Source organism: Bacillus sp. IS1 (genome assembly GCF_032461585.1).
GTDB lineage: Bacteria > Bacillota > Bacilli > Bacillales > Bacillaceae > Bacillus > Bacillus velezensis.
Genome location: NZ_JAWCWR010000001.1, coordinates 1,089,813 through 1,110,375 on the forward strand (window position 1 = coordinate 1,089,813; position 20,563 = coordinate 1,110,375).

General features: G+C 36.5%; 28 protein-coding genes. 27 read left to right on the forward strand and 1 reads right to left on the reverse strand.

Annotation, left to right across the window (positions count from 1 at the left end; translation table 11 throughout):
* Positions 1–517 precede the first annotated feature (517 nt).
* The gene (locus RUW00_RS05200) at positions 518–748 is read left to right on the forward strand and encodes a hypothetical protein (protein ID WP_154817522.1); all 231 of its coding nucleotides are present in this window, start codon (positions 518–520) and stop codon (positions 746–748) included.
* Here the strand turns inward: RUW00_RS05200 and RUW00_RS05205 are convergent.
* A complete protein-coding gene (locus tag RUW00_RS05205; RefSeq protein ID WP_268865328.1) occupies positions 731–853 on the reverse strand; it encodes a hypothetical protein in 123 nt (40 codons plus the stop codon). The two genes, RUW00_RS05200 and RUW00_RS05205, sit on opposite strands and share 18 nt — an antisense overlap.
* 159 nt (positions 854–1,012) lie before the next feature.
* On the opposite strand from RUW00_RS05205, the gene RUW00_RS05210 reads away from it, so the two are divergent.
* The 26 genes from RUW00_RS05210 to RUW00_RS05335 all read left to right on the forward strand — a co-directional run bounded on the left by RUW00_RS05210 (position 1,013) and on the right by RUW00_RS05335 (position 20,562).
* The gene (locus tag RUW00_RS05210; RefSeq protein WP_019712268.1) at positions 1,013–1,198 is read left to right on the forward strand and encodes a YonK family protein; all 186 of its coding nucleotides are present in this window, start codon (positions 1,013–1,015) and stop codon (positions 1,196–1,198) included.
* A gap of 11 nt (positions 1,199–1,209) precedes the next feature.
* The gene (locus tag RUW00_RS05215) at positions 1,210–2,421 is read left to right on the forward strand and encodes a metallophosphoesterase family protein (protein WP_021493595.1); all 1,212 of its coding nucleotides are present in this window, start codon (positions 1,210–1,212) and stop codon (positions 2,419–2,421) included.
* Positions 2,422–2,636: 215 nt separating this feature from the next.
* Positions 2,637–3,092: a hypothetical protein gene (locus RUW00_RS05220; RefSeq protein WP_021493596.1), complete on the forward strand. Its 456-nt coding sequence runs from the start codon at positions 2,637–2,639 to the stop codon at positions 3,090–3,092.
* A 38-nt stretch (positions 3,093–3,130) separates the two neighbouring features.
* On the forward strand, positions 3,131–3,328 hold the full coding sequence (locus tag RUW00_RS05225; protein WP_102421747.1) for a hypothetical protein: 198 nt from the start codon (positions 3,131–3,133) through the stop codon (positions 3,326–3,328).
* Between the two features lie 212 nt (positions 3,329–3,540).
* Positions 3,541–4,590, forward strand: a complete 1,050-nt coding sequence (locus tag RUW00_RS05230; RefSeq protein WP_103526806.1) for a hypothetical protein — start codon at positions 3,541–3,543, stop codon at positions 4,588–4,590.
* A complete protein-coding gene (locus RUW00_RS05235; RefSeq protein ID WP_102421749.1) occupies positions 4,583–6,397 on the forward strand; it encodes a terminase in 1,815 nt (604 codons plus the stop codon). The genes RUW00_RS05230 and RUW00_RS05235 overlap by 8 nt, the downstream gene beginning before the upstream one ends.
* A gap of 26 nt (positions 6,398–6,423) precedes the next feature.
* Positions 6,424–7,866: a hypothetical protein gene (locus RUW00_RS05240; protein WP_115997305.1), complete on the forward strand. Its 1,443-nt coding sequence runs from the start codon at positions 6,424–6,426 to the stop codon at positions 7,864–7,866.
* 29 nt (positions 7,867–7,895) lie between these two features.
* Positions 7,896–9,377, forward strand: a complete 1,482-nt coding sequence (locus tag RUW00_RS05245) for a hypothetical protein (RefSeq protein WP_315956518.1) — start codon at positions 7,896–7,898, stop codon at positions 9,375–9,377.
* Positions 9,378–9,401: 24 nt separating this feature from the next.
* Complete coding sequence (locus RUW00_RS05250; RefSeq protein WP_014417873.1) at positions 9,402–9,944, forward strand: hypothetical protein; 543 nt, start codon at positions 9,402–9,404, stop codon at positions 9,942–9,944.
* A gap of 24 nt (positions 9,945–9,968) precedes the next feature.
* A complete protein-coding gene (locus RUW00_RS05255) occupies positions 9,969–10,961 on the forward strand; it encodes a hypothetical protein (RefSeq protein WP_014417872.1) in 993 nt (330 codons plus the stop codon).
* Positions 10,962–11,013: 52 nt separating this feature from the next.
* Positions 11,014–11,547 carry a hypothetical protein gene (locus RUW00_RS05260; protein WP_197200340.1) on the forward strand — a complete coding sequence of 178 codons (534 nt, stop codon included), beginning with the start codon at positions 11,014–11,016 and terminating at the stop codon, positions 11,545–11,547.
* A 12-nt stretch (positions 11,548–11,559) separates the two neighbouring features.
* A complete protein-coding gene (locus tag RUW00_RS05265; RefSeq protein ID WP_315956519.1) occupies positions 11,560–11,991 on the forward strand; it encodes a hypothetical protein in 432 nt (143 codons plus the stop codon).
* Positions 11,988–12,308, forward strand: coding sequence for a hypothetical protein (locus RUW00_RS05270; protein ID WP_041481761.1), 321 nt, complete (start codon positions 11,988–11,990; stop codon positions 12,306–12,308). Before RUW00_RS05265 ends, RUW00_RS05270 begins: the two co-directional genes overlap by 4 nt.
* Positions 12,305–12,970, forward strand: coding sequence for a hypothetical protein (locus tag RUW00_RS05275; RefSeq protein WP_014417870.1), 666 nt, complete (start codon positions 12,305–12,307; stop codon positions 12,968–12,970). Before RUW00_RS05270 ends, RUW00_RS05275 begins: the two co-directional genes overlap by 4 nt.
* Positions 12,967–13,473, forward strand: a complete 507-nt coding sequence (locus RUW00_RS05280) for a hypothetical protein (protein WP_315956520.1) — start codon at positions 12,967–12,969, stop codon at positions 13,471–13,473. The genes RUW00_RS05275 and RUW00_RS05280 overlap by 4 nt, the downstream gene beginning before the upstream one ends.
* Positions 13,470–14,195, forward strand: a complete 726-nt coding sequence (locus tag RUW00_RS05285; RefSeq protein WP_169539230.1) for a hypothetical protein — start codon at positions 13,470–13,472, stop codon at positions 14,193–14,195. Before RUW00_RS05280 ends, RUW00_RS05285 begins: the two co-directional genes overlap by 4 nt.
* Before the next feature lie 39 nt (positions 14,196–14,234).
* Complete coding sequence (locus tag RUW00_RS05290) at positions 14,235–15,032, forward strand: hypothetical protein (RefSeq protein ID WP_315956522.1); 798 nt, start codon at positions 14,235–14,237, stop codon at positions 15,030–15,032.
* Positions 15,033–15,052: 20 nt separating this feature from the next.
* A complete protein-coding gene (locus RUW00_RS05295; protein WP_315956523.1) occupies positions 15,053–15,520 on the forward strand; it encodes a hypothetical protein in 468 nt (155 codons plus the stop codon).
* A 71-nt stretch (positions 15,521–15,591) separates the two neighbouring features.
* Positions 15,592–15,948: a hypothetical protein gene (locus RUW00_RS05300; protein ID WP_062623492.1), complete on the forward strand. Its 357-nt coding sequence runs from the start codon at positions 15,592–15,594 to the stop codon at positions 15,946–15,948.
* Complete coding sequence (locus RUW00_RS05305; RefSeq protein ID WP_062623493.1) at positions 15,948–17,279, forward strand: pyocin knob domain-containing protein; 1,332 nt, start codon at positions 15,948–15,950, stop codon at positions 17,277–17,279. Before RUW00_RS05300 ends, RUW00_RS05305 begins: the two co-directional genes overlap by 1 nt.
* A gap of 13 nt (positions 17,280–17,292) precedes the next feature.
* Positions 17,293–17,568 carry a hypothetical protein gene (locus RUW00_RS05310; RefSeq protein WP_021493612.1) on the forward strand — a complete coding sequence of 92 codons (276 nt, stop codon included), beginning with the start codon at positions 17,293–17,295 and terminating at the stop codon, positions 17,566–17,568.
* On the forward strand, positions 17,569–17,721 hold the full coding sequence (locus RUW00_RS05315) for an XkdX family protein (RefSeq protein ID WP_014470095.1): 153 nt from the start codon (positions 17,569–17,571) through the stop codon (positions 17,719–17,721).
* Positions 17,722–17,739: 18 nt separating this feature from the next.
* On the forward strand, positions 17,740–18,588 hold the full coding sequence (locus RUW00_RS05320) for a glycerophosphodiester phosphodiesterase family protein (protein WP_021493613.1): 849 nt from the start codon (positions 17,740–17,742) through the stop codon (positions 18,586–18,588).
* Positions 18,589–18,670: 82 nt separating this feature from the next.
* Positions 18,671–19,192 carry a hypothetical protein gene (locus tag RUW00_RS05325; protein WP_315956526.1) on the forward strand — a complete coding sequence of 174 codons (522 nt, stop codon included), beginning with the start codon at positions 18,671–18,673 and terminating at the stop codon, positions 19,190–19,192.
* Entirely contained in the window at positions 19,155–19,571 is a 417-nt protein-coding gene (locus tag RUW00_RS05330; protein WP_315956527.1) for a hypothetical protein, read from the forward strand. The genes RUW00_RS05325 and RUW00_RS05330 overlap by 38 nt, the downstream gene beginning before the upstream one ends.
* A gap of 13 nt (positions 19,572–19,584) precedes the next feature.
* The gene (locus RUW00_RS05335) at positions 19,585–20,562 is read left to right on the forward strand and encodes a tyrosine-type recombinase/integrase (protein WP_315956528.1); all 978 of its coding nucleotides are present in this window, start codon (positions 19,585–19,587) and stop codon (positions 20,560–20,562) included.
* Position 20,563 lies beyond the last annotated feature (1 nt).

A 20,563-nucleotide genomic window follows, 5' to 3' on the forward strand; every position in this document is an offset into this window, starting at 1 on the left:
TACACGGGTCAGAGAAAACTGTGCAAAATAAATGGCGAGCGTTTGAGACGCTTTGTTTCTCAATAAGGCGTGTAACCCGACAAGAGCATTTTAAATGCCATTGAGAAGGCTTATTAGGGTCTTTCCTTCTCAAATTATTTTTCCCTTGGGCTCAGACTCTGCTGAGCAGTTGGCAAGCAACATAAAAACTTGATATATAAGATGTTGGCAATAGGAACTTTAAACACATTCCAGAAAGTGTGTATTATTTGTTGTCATAGCTCCATCTGCCAGGTGTAGAAGGAGCCAGCTGGATTTCGCACAGCGATAACCAGCCTTTTATGCTCATGTACCTTGATGTACAAGGAGTTTCTGAAGACGTTATTTGGCGTCTTTTGTTATTTTCGACTTACAAAGATTTCGATCGATGAATCCGTAATCAGCGTATTCCCTGTCGATTTTGCGTACCTACTTGGGTTAATGAATAATATGTAAGGAAACGCTAATTTCGTATAATTTTCAAGGGAGGACGAAAAAGATGGACACAAATATTCGCGTTAAAGTTATGTATGATGACACGGTATATAATAAGTGGGGCGAGATTATTAATGAAACTTATGCCGGCGAGATTATCGATGCTATCCTTAACGAAGCCACTGAAGAATATTTTGGAAAGGATCGGAAAGGTCGCAAAGTATTTGTCGGATCTCTCGACATGTACGGCAGGATCGTACTGGAACCTGGATTTAAATTAGTAAACCTCAAATAACGCAATCAGAACGAGGTTTCCGCACCCTACGGCGGAGGTCTTTTTGTGCTTGCGTTTCACTTTACCGATCAGCCGGAATGCGCTTCCGAGCCTTCCGGTACGCAAGTTATCAATAATCTCCTTCGGGCGTTTCCCCAACGCCTATCCGACTTATCTTTTCATCTCCTTTATATCCCCTTTTCGGACGTTACCGATGCTTCGGATCATCGGGCTTCCGAAGGAGCTTATTGAACGAAAATAAAACACATATTGGAGGAATTTAATTTGGCTAAGAAAGTTCATACAGTAAATTTAAAAGGTAACTATACTTACATTGATGGGATTATTGAAGAAGAAACAAAAACGGACATCGAGCGTTATGATCTGAATTCAATTTTAAAATCATTTGACGGTCGGAAAGTGAAGATTTCTATTACCGAAGAAGACGAACTTCCACAAATCAATGAGTAGGTGGTGACTGAATGACAGCTATTTTAGATACTGTTTTACAGCGAGAAAAAGACGAATCATTTACTGATTATCATATTAGACTTTTCAAAAACAAAGATACTTATCACATTGACACAAAAACAATTGCTACACTATTAAATAAAGATCAGGGAACCAACTATGATGAAAGCAAATGGCGTAAAGACTTTAAACAATTTGAGCGCTGGCACGATTACTTTATCTCAAAGAATATGAACAAAGAAGTTCAACAAAAACATGAAGAAATTCGCATTGAATCCGAAAAACAAACAATCAAAGCACGAGATCAAAAAAGAGAATTCCGGAAATTCATTGCCAATCAAGCACGGTTTGAACAAATTAAAGATGATGTTGTTCAAGCTATTGCATCTCTAGAGTCAAAAAGACCCCTTCGCTTCACCTTCCCATCCCCCGCTATTGCTGAAAAACATGGACTTGCTCTATTCAGTGATTGGCACTTCGGAATGGAAATCGATAACCGCATTAATAAATTCAACAAAGAAATCTTCAATGAGCGTGTAGAACATCTAACCAACAAAGTGATTGAGTATGGTAAACAGAATCATGTTTCCACACTGCACGTAGCAAATCTCGGTGATTTAATCGGAGGTCTTATTCATGTGTCTACAAGAGTTCAGGCCAATGAAGATGCTGTAGAACAAATTAAATATGTATCAGAAACGCTTGCAGAAGTGCTAGCTATGTTGGCAAGTGAGTTTCAAGAGGTTAAGTTCTACAACGTGGCAGGAAATCACGGTCGCCTCTCCCCTTCTAAAAATGATGTAGGGATTAAAGAAAACTTTGAATACCTCATTAATTGGTACCTCGAAGCCAGATTGAAGAACATAAAGAACATCTCCATTGAACCTGAGCAAGACGGTTTCATCCCCGCTAAAATCAACAATCAGGAAGTCGTGTTTGTACACGGACACTACGATCGTGTTGATCAGTGTGTAACACGATTGCCTCAATTACTTGGCTACATCCCTTCTTACATATTCGGTGGTCATATTCATCACAATTATGAAAAAGAGTATGGCAGCACAACAGTTGTAGTAAACGGAGCGCTTGTCGGTGCGGATGATTATGCTATGCAAGGTCGGTTCGGAACAAAACCTTCTCAAAAATTTATGGTTTTTGATGATGCAGGTATTGAGGCTACATACATAATTCGCTTTAAGAATGATACACACAACAGAGCCTAATCGAAGTATTAGGACATTATTTTTTCAACTAAGGGAGCCTCGATGTAGGCTCCTATTAACTTTGTTTATTGAGGAACTGCATAATCCGTTAAAAAAGGGGGTTAAATATTGAGCGCTGCTTCATTTATTAACGAATTGTCTATTCATTGGGATCAATTTTCGGAAGAATTTAAGAGGACAATTACTGAGTCTTTGTTTCAAAGGAGAGAATAAATTTGGAATTAGCAATGCACGAAGTTTATAACCTTCACTTGTATGATAAAACAACTGAGGAATCTTTAATTGATTTAACATCTCTTCAAGATGTTGAAATCTTTTATAGCGATGAACATGAAACGTATTTGATTTTTGCAAAGAACGCTCTGTTAAACTTTGATGTACTTAAATTTTTAGGCGATTATAAAGCCCCTACCTCCTTTGAATCAAAGTTAGGGAAGAAACAATATATTTCAGTTTTAAAAGAGACTCCTCGCTCTGAATTCAAATTATTAGCTGAAACAATTGGTCGCCATATTGAGACAACAAAGTCACACAAGGTTACTTTAGAATTTAACAATGTCGAAATTATTTCTAGAGCAGAACTTAAAGGTGCTAGTGGTGAGGTATCAGGTTTAGATTTGATTTTCAAAGTAAACCCATTAGATAACGAATTCTTCAAAATTCACTATTGATAAAACTTTAATTTTATCCAAATCAAAGGGAGATTTTTATGAGCATGATCATGTCTGCAGTTGCACGTTCGGAAAAATTCAAATACAAAGAAATTGACTTTGACAAAGTTAAAACAGTCGAAGATGTAAAGCTTTTGCTCAGTAAATTCAGCTTTAATGTCCCTGAAAAAGATTGGGAGAAATTTAGTCATTTAACTAAAGATGAAGTTAAAGAGACTGTTTGGACGAACTATTAAAAACAATGCGATGAGGATTGATGAAAATGAATAAGACAGAGTTTGATTACCTCTAGGTATTGAAATTAAGAGAGGATTTCATCACGATGAAGTCCTCTCTTCTTTAGTTTAAGCACCTTTTTAGAACGCCCAGTGATGATTACGATCCCCCTTTCGTTCTATTGCTGGGCGTTTTATAAAACGTGTTTTTAGAAATTAACGGAGGTGAGTAGATGAATATTGAAAAAATTGTTTGCTCCTGTTGTGGAAAAGAAAGAGACGCAGGGCAATATTACGCCTCTGCCTCCCCTTTTCACGCTGCAACAGGTAAGCTACACGTCTGTAAACAATGCTTATTAAAAATTGCTGACTCAGACATAGAAAGTCCTATCCATATACAAAATCTTTTACGAATGCTTGATAAACCATACTTACACACTACCTGGATTTCTTCAATTGAAGAAGCAGCAAATAGAAATAGGCATTTATTTTCAATTTACATGAAGAATTTAGGTCTAAGACATAACCGCATGAAAACATGGCAAGACAGTGAGTTCGACGAAGATGGCACGAAAACGCAGCAAGAAATAAACGTAGATCATCCATCTAAAGATCATGGCATTCAGTTAGATGATACCAATAAAAATGATGTATTAAGGATGTTGGGATATGATCCGTTCGAAGGAGAAATTGAGAGTGATAAACGTCTTCTTTATAATAACCTAGTCAACTTCCTTGACGAAGGAACATTAGAGGACAATTTCAAACTGCCCGCTGTAATTGAAATTGTAAAAGGATTTAATCAAATTGATAAAATAAACCGAGCAATTGCGACAATTACAAGTGACGTAGCTAATATGTCTAATCAGGCAGGCGGTATTAAATCCTTAATTGACTCCAAAGAAAAGATTCTCAAATCCATGCTGGCTTTAGCTAAAGACAATGGTATCTCGGTAAACCATAACAACAATAAAAGCAAAGGTGCCGGGACTCTTTCAGGAATTATTAAAACACTTCAGGAGAAAGGCTTTGAAGAAGGAGAAGTTAATCAATTTGATATTGAAACAGCACAAGGGATAAGACAAGTAGCTGATTTAAGCAATAAAAGCATTATGGATCAATTGCAATTTGACGAAAATGATTATACTTCAATGATCATGGAGCAAAGAGAAATTATTCAGAGCTTAGATGCAAGAACAATCACTCTTGAAGAAGAAAATCGGAAGCTTAAGAAAGAATTATTTAGCTTGAGAAAAACAGAAGGAACTTTGACAAATGACTAAAGCCAATATGTCTCAACGGAAAATAGATGGATTTATTAAGCTTGCTGAAGTCATTCAGTGGGGACGAAAAAACCCGGTCAAATTTGTAGAAAGATTCTTCGGAATGGAACTTTTAGATTATCAAAAGTACGCTTTTACTGAAAGTTGGTACAAGCAATATGTTCTTTGGTGCATGGGGCGAAACTCAGGAAAAACAACACTGGGGAGCCCTTTTATTATGGCCAAAAGTCTTCTGATCCCCAATTTCCAAGCGTATATCTTGGCTGGTGTTGGTTCACAATCGCAAGAGATGTTCTTAAAAATTGAAAAAATAGCGAAAAGAGAGATTGCATCCTTTACCGGCCTTACAGACATTTTTTATAACGAAACCGTTAAGAGTGCAGCAAACACTGATGGCTTCACCCACAACCCCGCATCATTTCAATACAAACTTTATAACGGAAGTATTGTAAATTCATTAAACGGATCCTTTGACAACAACCGTTCGAAGCGTTCTAATCTAAATTTCTATGATGAAAGTGGTTTTGCTCCTGATGAGCTTTTTACGACTTCTGAACCGTTTGCCGTTCAGAACAGTGATTTTAGGCTAGGTGGAGATGTTGATGTCACTCTATTTCCTAAACAAATGCCCAATCAACTGATTTACGCCTCGTCAGCCTCTTCAACAGATACCTACTTCTATCGAAAATATAGCGATTTTGCTAAAAAGATGTTCTTAGGAGACAAAAGATATTTTGTCGCAGATATCAGTTCAGACATTGTTATAAATGCCACCTTTAATGGAAAACTTTACCCTGTGTCTTTGCTATCCCAAGAAACTGTGGATGCAGCAATGAGAGATAACAAAGAAAAAGCTATGCGTGAATATAAGAACATATTCACCACCGAGGGATCAGACAATCAAATCATCAAACGTGCAATGATTATCAGAAATTCTGTAACTCGCCCCCCTGTTCTTGCTAATGATGGCTCCAGAAAGTTTTTAATGGCTATCGACCCTGCAAGAAATCATGACAACTCAGTATGCACAGTTGCAGAGCTAATTAATGATGAGAATGTAGGCTACCGGCTTGAAATTTCTAATAATGTTTCTTGGACTGATCTAGAAAAGAAAAAGAAAACCCCAATTAAGACTCCTGATCAAGTTAAGGATTTTAAAAGAATGCTTCTAAATTACAATGGAACAAAGGCAGCTGATTATGAAAATATCGAAAGGATTCTTTTAGATGCCGGTGCTGGCGGTGGCGGTATGAATGCCTGGGCAGATGGTTTACTGGAGGACTGGACAGATACTAAGGGTGTTAAGCACAGGGGTCTTATTGATAAACAACACGATGAGTACAAATCTTACATTTCCAAGTATCCAAATGCCAGTGACAAACTCTCCCTCCTCTCACCTCAAAAACTAAAAAGCGACATGTTTGAATCTTTAATTGAGATGATGGATTTAAACTTAATATCATTTACTGAAACCTATGATTATAAGGGAGAAATCACTTTACCTACTGATAACGGTGAAGGAAAAAAGTACAAGCTAACCGATGAAGAAATTTTGTCTTTAACAAATATTGATTTAGCAAAAGAAGAGCTTGTCAGCATCTATAAATTTTCTTCTGGGAGTAGTAGCAAAGTGAGATATGACTTGCCTCCTGATAAGAAAAGTAAAGTTCACGACGACCGTGCATATACAATTGCAATGCTTGCTTGGTACTTAAAGCAACTAAGACGTGAAAACATAACAAAAAAAGAGCATCCCAAAATTGATATGAATAAAATGTTCCTGTTTAAACAACCGCAAATTTCTTAAAAGAAAGGAGTTGAAATTTGTAACAAATGGATCAACAATTAATAAGTTTTGCGCAGCTGTCCAAGCTACTTCTCAACGACATGAGCTTAAATAATAACAAATCAGCTATTTCCTCAAAATTCACTAAAGAAAATATCATTATGTACCTTCAAAACCCTCAAAAAAGCCAAAAAGAATTGAGAAGAGTTAGCCGTTTTTTATATAACACCTCGCCTAACTATAAACGCCTGGTTCAATACTTTGCAACTATGCTCCGCTTTGATTACATAATCAAACCTTTCGATTTAAATATAGACAAATTCAAAGAAAAACCCTTTAAAGATCAATATTCCAGCATATTAAAACTTATTGAAACAATGAATCTTCAGCACGAATTCACAAAACTATTGCTAATTGCCTTTAAAGAAGACGTCTTTTATGGATATGAGCATACAACATCTGATTCGTATTTCATTCAAAAACTTGACCCAGATTATTGTAGGATAAGTTCCATTGAAGATGGAGTTTTCAACTACAGTTTTGACTTTGCTTATTTTGATTCTAATAAGGACATCTTAAAGGATTATCCTAAAGAATTTAGGGTCAAGTATCTGAAATACACCAAAGACAAAACAGGCTTAAGGTGGCAAGAACTGAGCTCCGAAAACACTATATGTATCAAGGTAAATGAGGAACTTGAATATCTACTTCCCCCCTTCTCTTCAGTTTTTGAATCAGTTCTTGATATAGATGAAACCAAAAGACTTCGCAATGTGAAAAACAAGATGGACAATTATATGATCCTAACACAAAAAATCCCCATGGATGAGAAATCTGGAGAAGCAGACAAGCTTTTATTGAACATGGAAACAGCCATTGATTTTCACAATATGGCAATGAATGCTCTGCCAGAAGAAGTTGGTCTAGTAACCTCTCCTATGCAAATTGAAGCAATTAAGCTTGAAAGAAAAAGCAATGATGCGGATGCTGTCGCAAAAGCTGAAAGAGATTATTATAATGCGGCCGGAGTCAGTCAAATATTATTCAACAGTGATGGAATGAGTGGAACAGGCCTATCTAAATCGATAATCACAGATGAGCAAGTCGCTTTTAGAGTGTTAAAACAATTGGAACGATGGCTAAATAGGAAGCTCAAAAAAATGGATAGTGAATATAAATTCAGAATTGAGCTATTAGAAACTACAAAATTGAATGTTGAAACTGTACGAGACAGTTTGTTGCAAGCAGCTCAATATGGAATGCCTGTTAAGTCTGCATTAGCTTCTACATTGGGTGTTACACAGAGCAATTTAAACAACATGGCATTTCTTGAGAATGAAATTATGAATTTGCCAGATAATTTAATACCTTTGTCCAGCTCTCACACACAAAGCGTTAAATCCGCTGGCGCCCCAAAGAAAAAAGAAGATGCTCTTTCCGATAAAGGTGTTGAAACAAGGGAAAATGAAGGAAACCTTAATCGAGAGTAATCAAATGATTTTTGAAAGGAGGTGAAAATTTGGACAAAACGGTAGATAATTATGTGCCTCTTCTCTTTCAGAGCTTGGATTCATTTGAAACAGAAGACACGCGATTCTTAAAGGTGAAAATTTGGCTGATGCATTTAGGGGAAAACCTAAATGGAAGCTATTTTAATAAAGAAGCAGTTCAAGCTGCTATCCCCTCTCTTGCTAATACTCCTATTTTATCCTACATAGAAGAGAACTCTGATGGGAATATTGATTTTTCAGACCACCGCATGGTTTTAATTAAAGAGGATGGCCACTTTAAAGTTAAGTATATCGGACAAGCTATCGGGCTCATTCCTGAGTCGAACAATGCAAAGTTTGAAAAACGAGTTTGTGATGACGGAATAGAAAGAGAATTCCTTACTTGCGAAGGACTTATATGGCAAAAATGGGACGATCCAATCGAAATATTCAACAGAAACAGCGTGAAGTCACAGTCCATGGAACTCCATGATGATTTCGAAGGGGAATGGATTGATGAAGTGTTCCATTTCACTAAATTTAGCTTTTTTGGTGCTTGTGCATTAGGAACTGATGTCCTCCCTGCTATGCAGTCTGCAACTATCGAAACTCAATTCTCAGAAGACAAAATGTTCAAAGGTATTCAAGAACAAATGGAACTGTTTAAATCCATCAACACTGATAAAGGAGGTATAAAGACTTTGGATAAAACAGAACTTTTAAAACAATTCTCTGTTACTAAAGAAGAGTTAGCCGCAAACGGAATCAATTATGAAGCACTTTCATATGAAGAGTTAAATCAAAAACTCAAAACAGCATACAAAGTTGACAGTAGCTTTTCCTTGTCAGCTAATCAGTTAGAAGCTGAATTAAAACGTGCCCTTAGTGAAGAAAAGTTTGTGAAAACTTATAGTTGGGGTGAATCTGAAGAGCGAATTCGCTATTACTACGCAGATCAAAAAGACGATGAAGTTTTTGCATTTGATAACAAAGAAGACGGATTACTGTATGGCTTCAAATTCTCCATTTCAGAAGACAAGGTGACAATTGATTTTTCAACAAAACACCGAAAGAAGTTTGAAATTGTAGATTTTATCGAAGGCAATGAATCAAAATTTTCTGTGGTGCCTGTTGAAAAACTAAAAGATGAACTTGAAGCAAAGGAAAAAGAGGTTGAACATGCTTACGCGTCGGTTAAAGAAGAAAATGAGGCGCTCAAACAATTTAAAGCTGACACTCTTTCTTCACAACGTAAGGAAAAAGAAAAAGAGCTTTATGAAAAGTTCAATCTTGAACTATCTGAAGATGATATCAATTCAGTTAAAGCGATTTCTGAAGGTTTATCTATTCAACAGATTGAAGAGAAACTCTTCACTCTTTTAGGAAAAAAGAAAGCAAATTTTTCATCTTCGAAAAAAGAAAAAGATACAACTGTGAAAATACCTTTTAATAAAGAAAATGATGATACACAACTGGTTTATGGCGGGTTGTTCGAAAAGTTTTCAAACTAAATAACATTTGGAGGAGGCATTTAAATGTCAGGAGTTGTTCGTTTAGATAATTTGGCTGCCGTATACGGCGGTGCCCATATTCATTCGGTAAAAGCAAAACTTAATGTTGAAAATGGTAATGTTGGTGTGGTTGGAGTTCCGTATGAAGGTGAACGAGAGTTGCGCCTATTTAAAAGAGCTACAGATCCAGCCAAAGAAAAAGCTGCTATTGTAGCACAAGATGAGATTATGTATGACCAGACTCGCAGATCACAAAACAATTTAAAGTATTTCAAAATTGACGCCGGTCAAATTTTTAGAGTATACGACCTTGTTGAAGGCGACATCTTTTCTGTTTCACCAGACCTAATTGATGCTCTTGGTGAACAAGTTGTAATTGGAAATAAGGTCACCTTACAAGCTAATTCTTTCAAATATAAAGAGATTGCAGAGGCAGATGTAGCCGATCAAAGATTTGTAGGGCGAATCGAAGCCATCGAAAAGATTGGCACTCAAACAGTAACCGGGAAACCTGGTTATGTGGGCGGAATGCTTGATTTAGTAGTTATCAGAGTAGAACAAAACTAATAATCATAACTTGGAGGTTAATTAATGAAACAAGATCTTGTGAAATTGGGTATTGATTTATATAAAAACAGAGTTACGGATTACTCAAATAATCAGGCAAATGATGTTATCCGTAAAGCATTTGTAGAGATTATCGGTACTGACAAACCAAACTTTAGTCAATTTAGACGCTATAAGAATGATATCTTCGAAATTATTGAAGAGGTACTTGATCAAACAATTACCGATGGTATGATTGCCAGCCCTTTCTTCGAACAATTCGTGGATTACCGTGATTTAGCCCTTGGTGACACCAATGAATTTTATGTTGAAGATAGAACAATGCTGGTAGCAGCGCGCCATTCAGGTAACCATTGGAGCATCAGACGGCAAAAATTGAATATTGGGGATACCTTTACTGTACAAACTGAGCCGTATGCTATTGCAATTTACACTGACTTCAAACGGTTCTTAGCCGGTCGCATTGATTGGGACGCTTTCATCAAAAAAGTAAGTGAAGCATTCACTCAGGAGTTGAATTCACGTATCTATACTGAATTCATGGCTTCTATGGCATACTTACCTGCTGAGTTCAAACAGACTGGCACCTATAATGACGCAACACTAATTGAGCAGGCAGAGCATGTTCAAGCAGCAAACCAAGGATCTCAAATCATTATTGCTGGAACACGCACAGCATTGTCTAAACTATCCGGTGCTACTACTCTCATGAGTGAAAATATGAAAGATCAAATTAACAAAAACGGTGTTCTCTCCGTTTGGAACGGATACTCCCTCCTTCCTATCCCTCAAAGCCACAAACCAAACACTTTTGAATTCCAAATTGCAAATGATCGTTTGATGGTTCTACCAGCCAACGCCAAACCTATTAAGGTTGTCAAAGAAGGGACTCCTTTTATTAAAGAAGTATCCGATGGTACAACCAACCAAGATATGTCTATGGAGTACAAATTCATTACTCAATACGGAGTGGACACAGTATTTAACGTAATGTACGGTATGTATCAATTTGCATAATATGAGGGCTAAATAGCCCTCATATATTTTTGATGAAAAAGGAGAGTTTTAAATGGCAACAAAAGAAACTGTAATTGAATCTAATGAAGTGGTTACTGAAAAAGAAGCACCAAAAAAGAAAACAGTTAAGAAAAAGAAACAAATAAACCGTAATCAGTTGGTGTCATGTTTCAATGTAACGAGTGGAAGTTTGAAATACATCTCAAAAAAAACTGGGCTAGAAACTGTATGGAGTGCGTATGGGGATGAAGAATACATAGAGGTATCTGAATTGTTAACAATGAAATCGTCTCAGCCTAAGTTTCTAACTGAGCCTTGGATTTTTATCGATGATGAGGAAGTTGTTCAATACTTAGGTTTAAGCAAGGTTTATCAACACATTATTCCTATTGATGAAGTTGAAGAATTCTTCAATCTTTCAGCCACAGATGCCAAAGATATCTTACCTAAATTACCTAGAGGAATGAAGGAATTGATTGCTGACAAAGCTAGAAAAGGTGTTGAAAGTGGAGAATTTAATAATCTTCAGCTTCTTAAGCTATTGGAAAAAGAGCTCCATTTGGACATTCTTTCATTAGCAGATTAGGAGGCGTAAAATTTGCCTACTCCTTTTGAAGAAATCTACGGGTTTTTCCTTCCTAAGTTAACTGATTACTCATTTTTAAATATTTCCAACCAAGATTTGGCTGATACCTTAGAGCCTTTATTAAGGTCGTCATCTATTAAATTTAGAAGGTGTAAAAAGGACTTAACTGACAGGGATCAAGAACTCAAACAATTCAACGAAGATCTATCTGATGAAGAAAAAGAAATTCTGGCCTGCTTTATGGTTGTAGAATATCTCACTCCCAAAATAGTTACTGCTGATCTTTTACATCAAACTCTGAGCTCTAAGGACTTCAAATTGTATTCGCAAGCGAACCATATTAAGGAGATTAGAGAGCTACGTAATTTAATCAAAAAAGAAGCTGAAGATTTAATGGTGCAATATACATACTCAAATATAAGTATGAGAGGCTTTAGATCATGAAGATGATAACAGATTCAAAAACTCAGTTAGCATACTTCAACTTTTTAAAGTCACGCATCTTTAAAATCATTCCCCTCCTAGAAGAAAGTAATTATGGTATTGATAATTATGTCAGTTCACTAATCTTCGAATTATATGGAGCTCAGGATACTATTAAATCTGCACATGATTGCTCTGATTATGTTGTGATACTTGCAACTCTAGAGTCCATTCGATTGAATATTTCATCACATGACTACAGTTTTCATGTCGTTAGAAAAGAAGTGTTTAAAGTTCTTGCAACCATTGAAAAAATAATGGGGAGAATGGAACATTGAACTCTTTTGAAACATATAAAAAGAGGTTACTTGCATACGGCTCTACTCCTGATGAAGTTATAATTAATAACACGAAAGACACAATAAATAAGTCTTTTGATTCTTCACTCTTCTCTGAGAGCATTCCGATCAACGGTGAATTAACCGATGTAATAATAAATCAGGGGAAAACCTCCGAAGATAAAACATTACTGTTTCGACCTGATTATGAATCCCATAAGGGAGCTATTGCGGAGATAAACGATTCCCCTTTTCTTATTACAGAGTTTGATACAAACAGACTTTATCCCATAGCCAAGGCTAAATTATGTAACTCATCTATTTCACTAACATCATCTGATCGTAAGATTCCATCTGGAAAGATTAATGAAATTACAGGAAAACCAATTATGATTACAGTTCCTGGTGAAAAGCTTGAAGTTCCTTGTGTCTTTGAGCGCACAACCTCAATAATTGGATCCGAATTGGCCATAAACATTCCCGAAGGACAAGCACATGTCACCATCCCCTTTTTAAAACATGAAAAATTAAGGAAGGGTCTTTTTCTTTCTTTTTATGGCGAGGAATTCCGTGTTGATGATATAGACTATTCCAAGGTCTATGGAGACACCGGGACAATTAGACTTATAGCCAAAAAGAAAGTTGGAGGTGATAGTGAATGAGTATGATGGTCGAACATATGACAACTGTATTCAGAACCATTATGAATGATACTGAATTGAATCGTCTTTTATATTATAAAGATGACCCTCTCTCCTCTTCTCTCCCTGACGTTCAGACGTTGGAAAATTATTATGATCCAGTTGATGATTCCCCATCGATATTAAGCTCCATAATTAAACGTGCTCCCAAAACTGATGATTTAACCGATCAACCAATTTGCAGGCTTTGTGTTTATCTTGGCAATGGAATCCCTAAACCCTCAACCCAAAGTGTGATGCTACTAGATCAAGATTTGATGATTGATGTTTATACACACATTAACACCTATGAAGAGACTGAATTCAGGAACCTGAAAATTACTGATCGTATTTGTGACATGCTCTTCAATCAAAATTTTTCTGGTATCGGTAAAAATGTTAAATACACAAGGTTGCTCATATCAAATGCGCCTGAAGGGTACTTGGGATACAAATTAATATTCACTTTCGGAGCTATGAAATGATTGATATGGAGTTTTTCATTACTGGAGAGCCTATCTCTACAGAACTTGGTGAATGCAGATTCATTAAAGTTAAAGAGTACGGTCAGTTAGCCAATTATTTAAGGCTAATCAAAATGTCCAAAAAAGAGATCATTTATGTTTATAGCAAAGAAGATGTTAATCGTTTTGGGGAACTTGATGAGCTTATTGCTGAATTAAAAAAAATGACTCTTTATGAAATTTCGGGTACCCTTCCTAATTTTCAAGAAGCCTATAGCACAGTGTTTTCTAAAATGTTCAATGGAGAAGAAATACTGGATAAGCTTACTCCAGACAACTTCGATTCCATTAGAGAACTTGTATTAAAAATGTGTTGTTTGAAGGAAGAAAAAATAAGCTCCAATCCTGAGATTCAAAAAGCTAATGAGCGAAGCAAAAGAGTCAAGAGTCAAGATGTTGATTCAGTTGATATGGCAGATATCATTAGCACAGTGTCAACTTATACAGGCTATCTTTATAAAGACATTAATGATATGACACTGTTTCAACTTTATATGACTTATCACCGGATTGCTCAATTCAAGCAATATGACACTTCTACCCTCTTTGCTACAGTTTCACCAGAAGCAGGTAAAAACATTGTGAACTGGGATAAACACATTGACTTATTTGAGGAAGAGAAACATTACATAAGCCGAGATAAGTTTATGAAAGAGACCAAAGGTTTTTCTAAGGGCAGCTAAAAGCTGTTCCTTTTTTTATTTTAAGGAGGAAATCTATAGATGAAAACAGTTATTCAAGATACAGCTGATGTTTATTTCAGAAGAAAATCTGATGGTCAGCTTGTATTTACAGCAGAAGCACAAACAGCTTCATTCTCCCAAGCCATCTCCGAAGACAAACTTCGCGGCGGTATCGGGAATAAACCACTTTATATCTTGAAGTCTGAAAAAGAAATCAATCTTACTGTCAAGAATGCATTTTTCGACCTTGAATGGTTGGCAATGACACAAGGTGAAACAATTGAGGAAGAAGCAAAAGTTCAGGTTTTTGACCGTGAACATGGTCTAATTGTTGATGATAAAAATGCGGTTACTCTTAAAGGTAAACCGGTAAGTGATGTAACCTTCTTCAACAAAAAAGGATTAACTTATAAGACGCCTGTGTCTACAGATGGCACGTATTTAATCCCTACTGGATTTGCTAGTACAAAAGAGAAATTAACAGCCGTATATCAGATTAACAAAATCGGCAGACGGCTCGCTATTAAAGCAAGTAAATTCTCCGAGCGATATGAAGTTGAGTACCGTACAATTGCGTATAACCCTGATACCGAAGAGGTCTATAGCGATATCTATATTCAATTCCCTAACGTATCCCCTTCAGGTGAGTTTGAAATGTCTCTCGAAAACGGTAATGCATTAGCTCCAGAAATTAAATTTGAAGCACTGGCCGACACTGACACAGACGAAATGGCTGTTGTTATTGAAGCGAGCAGAGATGATAATGTAGCCACTCCAGATCCTGACCCTAACCCTGACACAGAAACTCAAACTAAATCCGTAGACGTTGGCAATTAATTTTACAGGAGTGATTTTTAATGGCAGCAAAACTTAATGATTTCGATGGTGTAAAATCTTCAGCTAGAGATGATGGAAACGGTGGCTTAGTAACTGACATTCATCTCAAATCACAAGAAAAGCCTCTACAAGTTGACTTCCCTCAAGCTGGTTTAGATGCTATCAAAGGCATCCAAGTACAATCCCCTTCCGTGACCTTGAATGAAAGAGATCCCGGTTTCTCCTCTTTTAAAACGGATAAATTCACTGTTACTTCAACAGCTCAAAAAGTTACAGCAGGTATCACTGACAGAACAGCACTTACCATTTATCCTCCTGCAGAAGGCACGATTTACATTGGAAACTCCACTGTGACTGCTGATACAGGTATCCCATTGACAACCGGAGACAAACCTTTCTCGGTGCCTGTCGCCGCTGGTAAAACACTTTATGTCTATGTGATCAATGACGGTACTGACAGAGACGTAAGAGTATTTGAAGCTAAATAAATTGAGGGGATCCTTCCCCTCTCCTTTTTAAATAAAAGTCAGTTTTTAAACAGACTTAGGAGGTGGAGTTGTTGACAGAAACCGATGAAAATATTTTAAAAACCATTCCAGATAAAGCAACCTTTACATTCCACGAAGCAACAACTGCCCCGTCTGAAGGTGAAGAATTTGTAGTATCACATTATCGGGATATTACTGTTAAGATCTCTGGTTCCTCAACTTCAAGAGAAATAAAATTCTTTGCCGTAGATGAAAATGGTGAAAAGACAGAAATTGCTGGAACAAACAAAACTGATTTTCAATTAGGTACGGGCACATTGAATACAAATGAAAACTGGGATTTTGATATTGCAGGGCTTTTCAAATTCATGGTTGAGGTTGTTTCCGTAAATGGAGATGTAACGATTAAAGGAATTGCGGTGAGTTAATGAGTAGTAGTAAATTTGTAGGTCAGCTCAAACAAAACAATGAGCAAATTAATAATCTTAAAGATCAATTTTTCAGAACTGAATCTCATATGTCTGATCATGAAAAACGCTTGAATGAAAAAGTTGATGAGTTTATGGAAAAGCAGAATTTTGATTTAAAAATGCATATTCAAAACAGTGAGAATCCACATCATGTGACTAAAGAACAAGTCGGATTATCAAATGTAATAAATGAAGAGCAAGCTTCAAAAGTAGATTTTGATAGTCACCTTGACGATAAGGAAAATCCTCATGCAGTTACAAAAAGCCAGGTTGGTTTGTCTAAAGTTGATAACATTCAGCAAGCAGCAAAAACTGATTTTGACGCTCACGATGCAGACTTGGAAAGACATATCACAAAGGATGAGCGCAGTTATTGGAACAGTTCTGATGAAAGGTCAAAGTCTATTTTAGCTGAACATACCAACGATCAATCAAACCCTCACAAGGTTACTGCTGAACAGGTTGGACTTGAGAATGTAGACAATGTAAAACAAGCTACTAAAAGTGACTTTGATAATCATCTGAATGACACTAATGTCCATATCGACAAATCTGATCGGGATAAATGGAACGCTGCTCAACTCTTCAAACTCACCGCCGATGATGGGAAGGTAATCTACAAAGACAGTTCCGAAAAAACCGAATACAACGATTTGATTACCACCGGGTTTTATTTAATCGCCAACCAGGGTCTTCACTCCCCTGCTAACTTGTCCAATGTCTATTTAGTTGTCATGAATTATGGTGATACAGTAGCCCAATTTGCTTTAGAAGCATATTACGGAACACATACTTATTTCCGATTTAGGAAAAGCGATTTAACTTGGACTACGTGGCAAACACATGAAACGACCGACGGAGCACAGACCCGAGCTACTGCTGCACTCAACTCAGCTAAAACCTATACTGATACCAAGCTTTCCTCAATAACATGGTACACTCCTACTTTACAGAATGGATGGGTTAATTACACAGATGTTAACTCAACAGACCAAACAGTGTTTAAAACTCGGTATACAAAGGATGCAACGGGGGCTGTTTTTGTAGAGGGAGCTATAGCAAAAGGAACGATTGGTTTTGGAGTGGCAGCATTCACTTTGCCTGAAGGATACAGGCCTGGAAGAGCGTTTCAATGGGTTGGTGTAGCTTCCCAAGCAGGAATGTCAGGAATACCTCAGACTCACAGAACGCTTGTTGATACTGAAGGAAGAGTTATTATAGAAAGTTGTACAAATACCTCCAAACCCAATGATTACATTAGTTTCGGCTTTAGTTTTAAGGCCGTGTAGGGAGAATATTATGATGCAAGTATACAAATATGACGAAAATTATATTTATGAATCCCCTGTTGTGCTTGAAGACGATAGTCCAATTCCTGATAATTGCACTATAATAGCTCCATCCGATGGTCTTTATATTCCCAAATTCAATCCTAAAACAAAAAAATGGATTGAGTCAGCATCGAAAGAATACATTGACAGCTTAAAACCACTTGACCCCGAGCCATCGGAAGCTGAAAAGGTTAAAAAACAATTAAGTGACTTAACATATCAACTAATGATGGATGGTGTACTTTAAATGAATTGGTATGAACTTATAAAAGATTATTACAACGACGGTAATGGCGTGTGGGATGAATATCGAGTAGCGCAAGCTGTAGTAAAAGGAAAAATTACACCAGAACAGTACGAAGAAATTGTTGGAAAGAAATATATTGAACCAACTACCTAATTATGATAATTTTAGATCATGAAAAAAATAAAATTGATAACATTAACTATTGCTTTAGTCATACTAGGAGGATGTTCATTTAACGAAGTTGATTCATCAGCTTTAGGCTATGGGAAAGGAAGCAGTAAAAAATACGAGCCGCTAATGATTGCACACAGAGGCGCCTCGGAAATTGAGCCAGAACACACCCTACTCTCCTATGAACGAGCAATAAAAGACAAAGCAGACTACATTGAAATTGATTTACGACAAACCAAAGACGGTCACCTAGTCGCAAACCATGACAAGACTGTTGATCGAACCACAAACGGTAAAGGGGAAGTTGAAGATCTTACATTAGATCAGATTAAAAAGCTGCGTACTGGAAAAGGACAAAAGATCTTAGCGATTGAAGAAATCATTAAAAAGTTTGGACAAACTACAAACTACTACATCGAGACTAGAACAAACAACAAAGGCGAATTAGTAATGGAGAAAAAGTTAATTGACATACTTTCTAAAAATAAACTAATCGCTAATAACAAAGTTGTTTTAGAGTCATTTAGTGACAAAAGTCTAAAGAAGTTACATAAGCTAAACAGTGATGTTCCTCTTGTTCAACTTTTGAAAGATGAAGACATTAAGCCGATGAGCAAATCAAAGCTAAACGAAATAAAAAAATATTCTAATGTTGTTGGCCCTAATGCAAAATTTGTTGGTAAAGGTTTTGTTGATTTAGTCCACAAAAACAATATGAAAGTACATGTGTTTTTTAACGCTGATAAAGAAAGAGCACTCACATCCAAAATGCTTAAGTTGAAAGTGGATGGACTATTTACAAATAACCCAGCTTATACAGAGAAAGTTCTAAAAGAAGATTATAAATAAAATACAAGTTTTATTTAGACACCTCTCCCCTTTTGAGGTGTCTTTTTTAATGTGTGCAGAGGATATATAAGGAGGAATTGAAATGGCATCGAAAAAATTAAATCTTGGGTTGATCGAAGAAAGTGTAAGCAAATATGACAAGAAAGAACGAGTGCAACTAACTGATGACGTTCATGTTTTTATTTACCCGTACTTCTCCCCTACCCGCTTAACCAAAATGCTTACTGAATTAATTACGGATCCACAAAATGCTCAAGAAAAAAACATTGACTTTAAAAGCATAAATCCTGTTCAATGGGGATTCTTTTCACTAATTAAAGAATTTACAGACTTGGGTATTCCAAGTGATATCAAAAACAAAGTTAAGTGGTTTGTTAAGCTTGTGGACTCTGAATTTTTCCCATTGATTATTAGTAGCTTCCCTGAAGAAAGCATGAAGAAATTTGGAGAAGCAACAAAGATGATGCAAGAGAATTTAGACAAACTTTCAAACATATCTCCTGAAGAAATAAATGATCTCATCCTTAATAAGGTCGAAGAGATTGAAAATGAACAAGAGGCTGAAAATGGCCAAGAACATAAAAGAAATAGCAGCACTAATTGAATTTGCCGCAAAGCAAGCCGTTCAAAAACAATCCAGCACAAAAAATACGATGATTAAAACGGGTCAAGAGCATGTGCAATCTGATGTATATGACGCCTACGATCCCCTTGAATATGAGCGTACGTCTCTTTTGAAGGACTCCTTTGTCATTCAAAACGAATCTAACGGAGTTTCATTAGACAATACCCGTGAAGACAACGATAAGGATGTTGCCACGGTTGTTGAGACTGGTCAAGGGTATACGTATCCAGATAAATACGATTATGGTTATGGAAAACCTCGCCCATTTATGAAGAATACCGCTGAATCGTTAAAAGATGGACGATTAGTTGCTGCTATGAAAAAAGATTTAAATACAAGTGGTATTAAAACAGAATAACGGTGGTGTATTAATGGCCAGAAAAAAGATAGCATATGCAACAAAAGAAAAGGTCAACAAAATTAACCCCAAAAATGCGGAATTAATCCGAAAGTATTTTGTCTTTAAAAACATGAACCTTTCGGAATCCAGTAAAGTGGGATATCAATCAGATTTCAATCAATGGCTGGTATACATTTTAGAGAATTACAACAATCAACACATTGTGGATATTATTAAAGAAGATCCTGATGATATGGTTGATTTAATTGAAGATTTTGTTGCATTCTGTACCAGTGTTCTAGGCAATAATGAGCGAAGAATTCAGAGACGAATGAGTAGTATTAGCTCATTCTTTTTATTTTTAAGGAAAAAACGTAAGATCAAAGAGAATCCCGTTGACTTCTTAGACAGGCCTAAGGCTGGAACTGGTGAAAAACTTCAAATTAAACAGACCTTCCTAACAAAAGATCAAGTCGAAGAAATCAGAAAAGGACTTAAAAAGAAGGAAAATATTCAGTTAGAGCTCTTCTTTGAATTCGGTCTCTCCACGATGGCCAGAGCTAATGCTATAAGCAACGTTAAAGTTGAACAAATTGACTTTGAAAGACTTCGGGTGGAAGATGTCATTGAAAAAGAAGGATACAAAGTCACCCTCTTCCCTTCTCAAAGAGCTATTGATCTTGTTAAGGAATGGCTGGAGTACAGATCCGAAAACGGAATTGAATGCGAATACCTTTTCATAACAAAGTACGGAGGCACATGGAAGAAAGCTGAAACTGGAACTCTGCAAGGGTATTGGATAAAGAGAATCGGAGAAATAATTGAGATTCCTGAATTACACTGTCATGATTTAAGGCACAGTGGTAGTAACCTTCTTTATCACAGTGGCATGAGTCTAGAGGACGTGTCTCAATTATTGAACCATAAAGGCACTGACGTAACAAAGAATCACTATCTAGAAGTAAACAAAGATGCTATTCAAGACAAGAAAGCAAAATTTGAAGTGTAAA

Bases quoted from the DNA above. Each gene is read 5' to 3' on its own strand.
- RUW00_RS05200 (WP_154817522.1), top strand. From the start codon at position 518: ATGGACACAAATATTCGCGTTAAAGTTATGTATGATGACACGGTATAT.
- RUW00_RS05215 (WP_021493595.1), top strand. From the start codon at position 1,210: ATGACAGCTATTTTAGATACTGTTTTACAGCGAGAAAAAGACGAATCA.
- RUW00_RS05225 (WP_102421747.1), top strand. From the start codon at position 3,131: ATGAGCATGATCATGTCTGCAGTTGCACGTTCGGAAAAATTCAAATAC.
- RUW00_RS05230 (WP_103526806.1), top strand. From the start codon at position 3,541: ATGAATATTGAAAAAATTGTTTGCTCCTGTTGTGGAAAAGAAAGAGAC.
- RUW00_RS05235 (WP_102421749.1), top strand. From the start codon at position 4,583: ATGACTAAAGCCAATATGTCTCAACGGAAAATAGATGGATTTATTAAG.
- RUW00_RS05240 (WP_115997305.1), top strand. From the start codon at position 6,424: ATGGATCAACAATTAATAAGTTTTGCGCAGCTGTCCAAGCTACTTCTC.
- RUW00_RS05250 (WP_014417873.1), top strand. From the start codon at position 9,402: ATGTCAGGAGTTGTTCGTTTAGATAATTTGGCTGCCGTATACGGCGGT.
- RUW00_RS05255 (WP_014417872.1), top strand. From the start codon at position 9,969: ATGAAACAAGATCTTGTGAAATTGGGTATTGATTTATATAAAAACAGA.
- RUW00_RS05260 (WP_197200340.1), top strand. From the start codon at position 11,014: ATGGCAACAAAAGAAACTGTAATTGAATCTAATGAAGTGGTTACTGAA.
- RUW00_RS05270 (WP_041481761.1), top strand. From the start codon at position 11,988: ATGAAGATGATAACAGATTCAAAAACTCAGTTAGCATACTTCAACTTT.
- RUW00_RS05280 (WP_315956520.1), top strand. From the start codon at position 12,967: ATGAGTATGATGGTCGAACATATGACAACTGTATTCAGAACCATTATG.
- RUW00_RS05285 (WP_169539230.1), top strand. From the start codon at position 13,470: ATGATTGATATGGAGTTTTTCATTACTGGAGAGCCTATCTCTACAGAA.
- RUW00_RS05290 (WP_315956522.1), top strand. From the start codon at position 14,235: ATGAAAACAGTTATTCAAGATACAGCTGATGTTTATTTCAGAAGAAAA.
- RUW00_RS05295 (WP_315956523.1), top strand. From the start codon at position 15,053: ATGGCAGCAAAACTTAATGATTTCGATGGTGTAAAATCTTCAGCTAGA.
- RUW00_RS05305 (WP_062623493.1), top strand. From the start codon at position 15,948: ATGAGTAGTAGTAAATTTGTAGGTCAGCTCAAACAAAACAATGAGCAA.
- RUW00_RS05310 (WP_021493612.1), top strand. From the start codon at position 17,293: ATGCAAGTATACAAATATGACGAAAATTATATTTATGAATCCCCTGTT.
- RUW00_RS05315 (WP_014470095.1), top strand. From the start codon at position 17,569: ATGAATTGGTATGAACTTATAAAAGATTATTACAACGACGGTAATGGC.
- RUW00_RS05320 (WP_021493613.1), top strand. From the start codon at position 17,740: ATGAAAAAAATAAAATTGATAACATTAACTATTGCTTTAGTCATACTA.
- RUW00_RS05325 (WP_315956526.1), top strand. From the start codon at position 18,671: ATGGCATCGAAAAAATTAAATCTTGGGTTGATCGAAGAAAGTGTAAGC.
- RUW00_RS05330 (WP_315956527.1), top strand. From the start codon at position 19,155: ATGGCCAAGAACATAAAAGAAATAGCAGCACTAATTGAATTTGCCGCA.
- RUW00_RS05335 (WP_315956528.1), top strand. From the start codon at position 19,585: ATGGCCAGAAAAAAGATAGCATATGCAACAAAAGAAAAGGTCAACAAA.